Origin of the sequence: Dactylosporangium sp. NPDC051485, assembly GCF_040682015.1 — a bacterium.
GTDB lineage: Bacteria > Actinomycetota > Actinomycetes > Mycobacteriales > Micromonosporaceae > Dactylosporangium.
In genome coordinates, this window is record NZ_JBFAZW010000123.1 from 22,533 (window position 1) to 31,771 (window position 9,239).

4 protein-coding genes are annotated in these 9,239 nt (G+C 76.2%); all 4 read right to left on the minus strand.

Features of this window, described 5'->3' with window-relative positions; translation table 11 throughout:
* Positions 1 to 2 precede the first annotated feature (2 nt).
* The 4 genes from AB0M46_RS43550 to AB0M46_RS43565 are packed head-to-tail and all read right to left on the minus strand — an operon-like array spanning position 3 to position 9,183.
* Positions 3 to 7,109, minus strand: a complete 7,107-nt coding sequence (locus tag AB0M46_RS43550) for an amino acid adenylation domain-containing protein (RefSeq protein WP_363346081.1) — start codon at positions 7,107 to 7,109, stop codon at positions 3 to 5.
* Positions 7,106 to 7,309, minus strand: coding sequence for an MbtH family protein (locus AB0M46_RS43555; protein ID WP_363346083.1), 204 nt, complete (start codon positions 7,307 to 7,309; stop codon positions 7,106 to 7,108). Before AB0M46_RS43555 ends, AB0M46_RS43550 begins: the two co-directional genes overlap by 4 nt.
* A 41-nt stretch (positions 7,310 to 7,350) precedes the next feature.
* Positions 7,351 to 7,974, minus strand: coding sequence for a LysE family translocator (locus tag AB0M46_RS43560; RefSeq protein WP_363346085.1), 624 nt, complete (start codon positions 7,972 to 7,974; stop codon positions 7,351 to 7,353).
* Between the two features lie 45 nt (positions 7,975 to 8,019).
* On the minus strand, positions 8,020 to 9,183 hold the full coding sequence (locus AB0M46_RS43565) for a thioester reductase domain-containing protein (protein WP_363346087.1): 1,164 nt from the start codon (positions 9,181 to 9,183) through the stop codon (positions 8,020 to 8,022).
* Positions 9,184 to 9,239: the final 56 nt, after the last annotated feature.

Here is a 9,239-nt window from a genome sequence, read left to right on the forward strand (position 1 = left end):
CCTCAGCGCTCGGTCAGCAGGTCGTCGAGAATGCCGGCCACGGTGTCCACCTGCGGCGCGCGCAGCACCGCGTAGTGGTCGCCGCCGACCGTGTGGTGCGCGAACCCCGCGGGGCCGACGGCCCGCCAGCGCTCCGCGTCCGGGTCGTGCTCAGCGGCGCCGAGGTACACCAGGCGGCCCTCGTACGGCTCCGGCCGGTGCGCCAGGAACGCGCGCAGGTTCACCGCGAACGCCGCGAAGCGGGCGTCGTGCTCGTCGCCCAGCGCCGCGGGGTCCAGGCCGGCCCCCGCCAGCTCCTCGGCGAACCAGGCCCGCAGCTGGGCCTCGTCCGGGTCCGCCGCGGCCTCGGGCACCCCGGTGTCGATGAGCGCCACGGGCGCCACCGGCTCCCCGCTCGCGCGCAGCCGCCGGGCGATCTCCACGGCCACCGTCCCGCCGAAGGACCAGCCGGCCAGATGGTACGGGCCGTGCGGCTGCACGCCGCGGATCGCCTCGGTGTAGTCGGCGGCGAGCCCGGCCACCCCGCCGTCGCCGGCCCGGCCCTGCAGCCCGTACACGGCTCGATCGGTGCGCAACCGCCCGGCGAGGGACACGTATGGGCCGACGGTGCCGCCGACGGCGTGCACGAGGAACAGCGGCGCCCGATCGTTCCCGGCGCGCAGCGGGACCAGCGCCGAGTCGTCCGGGCGGCTGGCGCCGCCGTCGTCGACGCGGGCGGCGAGCCGCTCCAGGGTGGGGTTGGCGAACAGCTCCCGCGGGTGCAGGGCCGTGCCCGTCGCCTGCCGGATACGGCTGATGAGCTGCGCGGCCTGCAGCGAGTTGCCGCCGAGGTCGAAGAACGTGTCGTGGGCCCCGACCCGCCCGGGCGGCAGGCCGAGCACGGCGGCCCAGATCTCGGCCAGGCGCAGCTCGGTGGCGCTGACGGCCGGGACGTGCCCGGCCCCGGCCGCCTCGCCCGGGTCCGGCAGCCGCCGCTGGTCGATCTTGCCGTTGCCGTCGCGGGGCAGTTCGGGCAGCAGCACCAGCTGCCGGGGGACCATGTGCGGCGGCAGCTGCCCGGCGAGCGCGTCGCGCAGGGCCGGGGGATCGGGGGCCGCGCCGGGCTCGGGCACGGCGTACGCGACCAGCCGGGCGTTCGGGGTGTCCTGGTCGCGGACCACCACGACCGCCTGGCGGATGTCGTCGCGGTCGGCGAGGGCGTGCTCGATCTCGCCCGGTTCGATGCGCATGCCGCGGATCTGCACCTGCCGGTCGGCGCGGCCGAGGAACTCCAGCGTGCCGTCGGCGCGCCAGCGGGCGAGGTCGCCGGTGGCGTACATGCGCGCGCCGGGCTCGGCGCTGAACGGGTCGGGGCCGAACCGGTCCGCGGTGAGGTCGGGCCGGCGGGCGTAGCCGCGGGCCAGGCCGGCGCCGCCGACGTACAGCTGGCCGGGCACGCCGATCGGCACCGGGCGAAGGCCGGCGTCGAGCACGTACACGAGCTGGTTGTCCATCGGCCGGCCGATCGGCGGCCGCACCTCGTAGCGGCCGGGCGGGCACGGGTGGTCGGTGCTGATGACGGTCGTCTCCGTCGGGCCCCAGCCGTTGCGGAACTCCCGGTGCGGCGCCGCCCACCGCTCGGGCAGCTCCGCCGGGCAGGTCTCGCCGGCGACCATGACCAGCCGCAGGTCCTGCGGCACCGCCGGGTCCATGAGCCCCAGCAGCGCGGGCGGCACGTACGTCACGGTCACCCGCTCGTCGCGCAGCACGGCGCCGAGGGCGTCCGGATCGGTCAGGGCGTCGCGGGGCACACCGACGACGGTGGCCCCGGCGGCGAACGCCGCGTAGAAGTCGAAGATCGACACGTCGAACGCCGGGTTGGCGACCTGCGCCAGCCGGTCCCGCTCGGTGATCGCGTAGCGCACGGCGGTGCTCTGCGCGAACTGCACGGCCGCCCGGTGCGGGATCATCACGCCCTTCGGCGTCCCGGTCGAGCCGGAGGTGTACATGATGTAGGCCAGGTCGTCCGGGCGTACGTCGGCGACCGGCGCCACGGCCGGGGCCGCCGCCAGCCGGTCCCGCGTGGCCGGGTCGTCGAGACTCAGCCGGGGCAGGTCCGGCGGGAGCAGCCCGGCCAGGGCGGTGCTGGTGACGGCGACCGGGGCGGCGCCGTCGGCGAGCTGGAAGGCCAGGCGCGCCGCCGGGTTGCGCGGGTCGAGCGGCAGCCAGGCCGCACCGGTCTTGAGCACGGCCGCCTGGGCCACCGGCTGGTCGAGGCCGCGGTCGAGCAGCACGCCGACGGTGTCCCCGGGACCGATGCCGTGCTCGCCGGCCAGGACGTGGGCGAGCCGGTTCGCGCGCTGCTCGAGCTCGCCGTAGGTGAGCTCGGCGCCGTCGTGGCGCATCGCGGCATGGCCGGGCCGGGCGGTCGCGTGGGCGGCGGCCAGCTCGTGCAGCAGGCCGCCGGGCCGGGCGACCGGCGCCGGGTTCCAGTCCCGCACGACGGTGCGCAGCTCCTCCGTGCCGAGCAGCGGCAGTGCGTCGATCGGGGTGTCCGGCGCCTCGGTCGCGGCGCGCAGCACGGTCGTGAGGTGCCCGGTGAACCGGGCGATGCGCTCGGCGTCGAAGAGCTCGGTGGCGTACTCGATCTCCAGGTCGAGCTCGCCCGCGGGGCCGTCGACCAGCGCGAGGGTCAGGTCGAAGCGGGCGCTGTCGGTGCCGGCCGGGACGGGGTCGCCGGTGGCCGCGCCGAGGCGGATCCCGGCCGCCGCGGTCTCGGCCGTCTGCAGGCTGAAGGCGACCTGGAACAGCGGGTTGCGGCCGGGCACCCGGTCCGGCTGCAGCACGTCGACCACGAGGCCGAACGGCACGTCCTGGTGGGCGGTCGCGTCCAGCACGGTGTCGTGGCAGCGGCGGACCAGCTCGGCGAAGGTGGGCCGGCCCGAGGTGTCCGCCCGCAGCACCACGACGTTGGCGAAGTAGCCGACGAGCGGCTCCAGCTCGGAGCGGGTGCGCCCGGAGAAGACCGACCCGATGGCGAGATCGTCCTGGCCGGTGTACCGCTGCAGGACGACGCCGAGGCCGGCCAGCGCGACGGCCAGGAACGTCGTCTGCTCGCGCCGGGCGACCCCGCGGACGGCGGCGCCGAGGCCTTCCGGCAGCCGCACGCTCAGCTGGGCCCCCGCGCCCGTGGGCCGGGCCGGGCGGGGCCGGTCGGCCGGGAACGCGAGGTCGGGCAGGCCCTCGAGGGTCCGCCGCCAGTGGGCCAGGTGCTCCTCGAGCCGCTCGCCGGCGCCGGCGCCCCGGCGTTGCCACGCGGCGTGGTCGGCGGGCTGGAGGTCCAGGGGGTCGAGTGCATGCCCGGCGTACACCCGCGTCACCTCGTCGGTGAGCACGGCGATGGACCAGCCGTCGGCGATGATGTGGTGCACGACGATGAGCAGCAGGTGGTCGCCGTCGGCGAGGCGGCCGAGACTCGTGCGCAGCAGCGGCCCGGTGCGCAGGTCGAACGGGGCCCGGGCGCCGTCGTGCAGCCACCGCTCGGCGTCGGTGACCTCCTGCACCGGCAGCGGCCAGGTGGCCGGCGGCGGATCGACGAGCTGGACGGGGACGCCGTCGCGCTCCTCGAACCGGGTGCGCAGGCTCTCGTGCCGGGCGACCACGGCGGCCAGCGCGCGGGCGAGCCTCGCGGGCTCGAACGCGCCGCGGATGCGCAGGGCGACCGGCAGGTGGTAGGTCGCGGCGTCCGGATCGAGCTGGTGCAGCAGCCACAGCCCCTCCTGCTGGTGCGAGCAGGGCAGGGGCTCGCCGCGCGGGACGGCGGGGATGCGGTCCGGGCCGCGCCGCGCGTCGCGGGCCGCGCGCTTGCGGGCCAGGAGCGCCTCCAGCGCGGCGATCTCGTCATCGTCCTCGGCCGGGGACGCGGCCGGGGACTCGGCCGCGTGCTGGGCGTCCACAAGGGAGGCCAGCTGCTCCAGCCGGGCGGCGTCGAAGAGCTGGCGCGGCAGCAGCGCGATGCCGAACGTGTCGCGGATGCGGGCGATGAGCTGGATCGACTGCATCGAGTTGCCGCCGAGGCCGAAGAACGTGTCCTCGGCGCCGATCTGCTCCTCGCCGGTGCCGAGCAGCCCGGCCCACAGCCCGGCCAGACGCCGCTCGGTCTCGGTCCGCGGCGCGCGGCGCACGGCGTGCCCGGCCGGGTCCGCGGGGGCGGGCAGCCGGGCCTCGTCGACCTTGCCGGACGAGGTCAGCGGCAGCGCGTCGAGCGGGTGCAGGACGGCGGGGACCATGTGCAGCGGCAGCCGCTCGGCGAGGTGCTCGCGCAGCGCGGCCAGGTCGGCGGGGTGCCGCGGGTCGGTGACGACGTAGGCGGCGAGGTGGGCCTGTGCGGTGCCGCCCTGCCGCAGCGTCACCGTGCACTGCCGGACCCCGGGGAAGCCGTTCACGGCGTGCTCGACCTCGCCGAGCTCGACGCGCAGCCCGCGCAGCTTCACCTGCCGGTCGGTGCGGCCGAGGAACTCCAGCTGGCCGTCGGCGTTCCAGCGGACCAGGTCGCCGGTGGCGTACATGCGCTCGCCCGGCTCGGCGGCGAACGGGTCGGGCAGGAACTTGTCCGCGGTCAGGTCGGGCCGGCCGAGGTAGCCGTGGGCGAGGCCGGCGCCGGCCATGTGCAGCTCGCCGGGCACGCCGACCGGCACCGGACGCAGCTGCGGGTCGAGCACGTAGGCGCGGTGGTTGGCCATCGCCCGGCCGATCGGCGGGGCGGCGGTGAGCGGCTCGTCCGGGCAGCGGTAGTCGGTGCAGGTGATGGTGACCTCGGTCGGGCCGTAGCCGTTGTGGAACTGCCGCCCGGGCCGCGCCCAGCGGTTGACCAGCTCGGCGCCGAACGGTTCCATGCCGATGAACAGCACCCGCAGGTCGGTCAGCGGCGCGGGGTCGAGCAGCCGCAGCACGGCCGGCGGGATGTCGCCGTAGGTGACCCGCTCGTCGCGCATGAGCGCCTGCAGCCCGTCGGGGTCGAACAGGGTGGCCCGGGGCGCGCCGACGACGGTCGCGCCGGCGCTGAAGGTGGCGAAGAAGTCCGACACGCTCACGTCGAAGGTCGGGTTGGCCAGCTGCAGCACGCGGTCGCCGGGGCCCAGGCCGAACAGCTCGACGAGGTTGCGGCAGAAGTGCACGGCGGCCCGGTGCGGCACCAGCACACCCTTGGGCCGGCCGGTCGAGCCCGAGGTGTAGATGACGTAGGCGGTGTCCTCGGGCCGCACGTCGACGTCGGGTCCGGTGGCGGGCTGCTCCTCGCCCGCCGCGGCGTCGAGCCGGACGGTGGCGACCCCCTCCGGCAGCCGGTCGGCGAGATCGCCGGTGGTGAGCACCAGCGCGATGCCGGCGTCGGCGATCTGGTACGCGAGCCGGTCGCGCGGGTACTGCGGGTCCAGCGGCACCCAGGCGCCGCCGGTCTTGAGCACCGCCAGCTGAGCGGCCGGCAGGTCGAACCCCCGCTCCAGCAGCACGCCGACGTGACTGCGGGGCTTGACCCCGGCGGCGATCAGCGCGTGGGCGAGCCGGTTCGCGCGCGCGTCGAGGGCGCCGTAGCGCAGCTCGGCCCCGGCGAATCGCATGGCGGTGGCCGCGGGCGTCGCGGCGGCCCGCTCGGCGAAGACGGTGTGCAGCAGCGTGGGACCGGGGCGCGGTACCGGCACCGGATTCCACGCGCGCAGCACCTGGTCGCGCTCGGCGGGCGGGAGCACGTCCACGTCGCCGATGCGCACGCCGGGGTCGTCGGCGACCCGGCCGAGCACGCTGGCCAGGTGCCCGACGAGCCGCTCGACGCGGCCGGCGTCGAACAGCTCGGTGGAGTACTCGACGGTGATGTCGAGGCCGTCGCCGGGCCGCTCCTCGGCGGCGACGGCCAGGTCGAAGCGGGCGCTGGCCGCCTCGCGGGGCAGCGCGCGCACCTCGACGCCGGGGATGCTCACCCCGGCCTCGGTGACGGCCTTGGCCTGCAGGGTGAAGCTGACCTGGAACAGCGGGTTGCGGCCGGGCACCCGCTCGGGCTGCAGCGCGTCGACGACGAGGCCGAACGGCACCTCCTGGTGCGCGGACGCGCCGAGCACGGTGTCGTGGCAGCGGTGCACCAGCTCACGGAAGGCCGGATCGCCGGCCGTGCTGGTGCGCAGCACGAGCGTGTTGGCGAAGAACCCGACCAGCGGCTCGATCTCGGAGCGGGTGCGCCCCGAGAAGACCGAGCCGACGGCGATGTCGTCCTGGCCGGTGTGCCGCCGCAGCACGGTCACGAACCCGGCGAGCAGCACGGCGAGGAAGGACACGCCCTCGGCGGCGGCGAGGGCGCGCAGGCGTCCGGCGAGCCCGGCCGGCAGCGCCCGGGCCAGCAGCGCGCCGGCCCCGGTCGGCTGGGCGGGCCGCGGCCGGTCGGACGGGAACTCCAGCGTCGCCAGGCCCTCCAGCGTGCGCCGCCAGTAGCCGAGCTGGTCCTCGAGCGTGTCCCCGGACAGCCGGCGGCGCTGCCAGGCGGCGTGGTCGGCGGGCTGGATGTCCAGCGGGGCCAGCGAGCCGGCCTGCGCACCGGCGGCCAGCAGCGCGGACAGCTCGGCGCACAGGATGCCCAGCGACCAGCCGTCGGCGACGATGTGGTGCAGCACCAGCAGCAGCACGTGGTCGCCGGGTCCGACCTCGGCGAGCTCGGTGCGCAGCAGCGGCGCGACGGCCAGGTCGAACGGCCGGTCGGTCGTGGCCCGGATCCAGTCCTCGACGCCGGCCTCGGGCACCGCGGTCAGCGGCAGCGGCCAGTCGGACGGCGGCGGGTCGGCAAGCTGGCGGCCGTCCGCGGTGAAGCGGGTGCGCAGGCTCTCGTGCCGGGCCACGAGCCGCCGCAGTGCTTCGCGCAGCGCCCCGGTGTCGAGCGCGCCGCGCAGCCGCAGCGCCAGCGGGATGTGGTACACCGCCGAGTCCGGGTCCAGCTGGTGCAGGTACCACAGCCCCTCCTGCTGCAAGGAGCTCGCCAGCGCGCCGTCGCGCGGCACCGGGGCGACCCGTTCCTGCTCGGCCCGGCGCTGGCGCAACCGCAGCTCGAGCAGCGCCCGCCGCTTCTCCTCGAGGCTGGGGCCGGTCATCGGCGCACGCTCAACGGCCGCAGGTCGGTCCAGACCTGCGCGATGTGGGCGAGGCACTCGGCGCGGGTGCCCCGCACGCCGGTCTCCCGCCAGCCGGCGGGCACCTCCCGCCCGGCGGGCCAGACCGAATGCTGCTCCTCGTGGTTCACCACGACCACGAACACGGGCTCGTCGGGGTGGCGCTCTGCTGTTTCGGGCATGGCTGTGCTCCAGGTGTCGTTGGGTTGCGGTGGTGCGCACGTCAGACCACCAGCCGGACCGCGAGCGCGATGAAGACCGTCCCGGCGATGCGGTTGAGGATCGTGCCGGCGCCCCGGCGCCGCCGCAGCCACCGGCCGAGGCGCCCGGCGGTGATCCCGATGACCGAGTCGACCAGCAGGCCGAGCACGACGAAGGTCAGGCCGAGGACGAGCATCTGCAGCGTGGGATGGCCGCGTCCGGCGTCGACGAACTGCGGCAGGAACGCCAGGTAGAACAGGATGATCTTCGGGTTGAGGACGTTGGTGACCGTGGCCCGCCACAGCACCCGGTGCGTGGCCACCGGGTCCGCGGCCGCGGGCGTCTCCGCGAGCTCCGAACGGGTCCGCCACGCCTGGATGCCCATGAAGACCAGGTACGCCGCCCCGCCCCACCGGATCACCTCGTAGAGCACCGGCGAGGCGGCCAGCACCGCGGCGAGCCCGAGCGTCACCGCGACCGTGTGCACCAGCATCCCGACGGCCATACCGATCGAGGCGACCACCCCGGCGAGCGGGCCCTGGCTCAGCGAGGTCGCGACGATGTACAGCATGTCCGGGCCGGGCGTGATGCAGATGAGCAGGATCGCGAGGAGGAACACCAGCAACAGCGCGGGATTCACGAGCATGCCCGCATCCTCGCACCGATGCGGCGCCCGCGTGGGCGGCCCGGCTCATCGTCGCGCTCCCAGGGTGGCGTCCGCCTCCGAGTCCGCCAGCCCGTCCAGGAATGGCGTCAGGTCGTCCAGCGCGGTGCGGGTGACCAGCGCCGCCATGCTCGGGGCATGGCTGGTGAACTGCGCGACGGCGAAGTGGTGTGAACTGTCGGTGAACATCGCGTCGAGGGCGGCCGGTGCGGCCGGGCCGTCGCCACGCGCGGCGGGCAGCAGCATCGCCGCGCGGACCAGCGCGTCGTCGGCACCGTCGCGCTCGAGGAGATCGTGCAGGCGGGCCCAGAACGCCGGGTAGCCGTCCGGCTCGGCGGCGCCGCGGTCGATGAGGGCGTCGAACACGTCGGCGAAGCGCAGCGGGCCGGGGCGCAGCACGTGGACCCGGTCGACGGCCGGGCGGCGACCGGTGACGGCGCTGGCGATGTATCCGGCCACCAGGTCGACGGGCAGGTGGTCGGTGGTGGCGGCGGTGGGGAAGACGATGCCGGTGCGGGCGGCGGCGGTGATCAGGGCGTGCGCGATGGAGGCCGGGTTGGCCACGCCGGTGCGGCTGTGCGGCCAGATCTCGCCGAGCCGGTAGACGACGGAGTCGAGGCCGTAGCGGCGGCAGTCCTCGAGCACGTGCTCGACGACGTGCTTGGAGCGGCTGTAGCCGTCGGCGGGCGGCCGCGCCGGGTCGGGCAGGCGGTCCTCGCCGATCGGTGCCTCGCGGTGCGCTGCGAGCTCGTCGGCGCCGAACACGCTGAAGCTGGACAGCACGTGCAGCCGGCAACCGTCGCCGGTGAGGGCCAGGCGCAGCAGCTCGCGCGTGCCGAGCACGTTGTCGGCCCGCAGGCCCGCGTAGTCGGTCAGGAAGTTCACGCGTGCCCCGGCGTGCAGCACGGCGTCGACCTCGTGCGCGAGGCGGACGAAGACGCCGTGCGGCAGCCCGAGCTCCGGCGCCGCGAGGTCGCCGGCGATGATGCGCAGCTGGCCGTACCCCAGCGCGTAGTCGAAGCGGGGCAGCGCCTCGGCGAGCCGATAGTGCCGCAGCGCGGCCCGCAGCCGCTCGCGCGCGGCCGGCACGTCGGCGGCGCGGACGAGGCAGACGACGTGCACCGTCGGCCGGGACAGCAGCTCGGCCAGCAGGTGCGCGCCGATGAACCCGGTGCCGCCGGTGAGCAGCACCCGGTGCTAACGGGCAGGGGCGGGGCGGGCGCGCACGGCGCCGAGGTCGGCCACCC

Bases quoted from the DNA above. Each gene is read 5' to 3' on its own strand.
- AB0M46_RS43550 (WP_363346081.1), bottom strand. From the start codon at position 7,109: ATGACCGGCCCCAGCCTCGAGGAGAAGCGGCGGGCGCTGCTCGAGCTG.
- AB0M46_RS43555 (WP_363346083.1), bottom strand. From the start codon at position 7,309: ATGCCCGAAACAGCAGAGCGCCACCCCGACGAGCCCGTGTTCGTGGTC.
- AB0M46_RS43560 (WP_363346085.1), bottom strand. From the start codon at position 7,974: ATGCTCGTGAATCCCGCGCTGTTGCTGGTGTTCCTCCTCGCGATCCTG.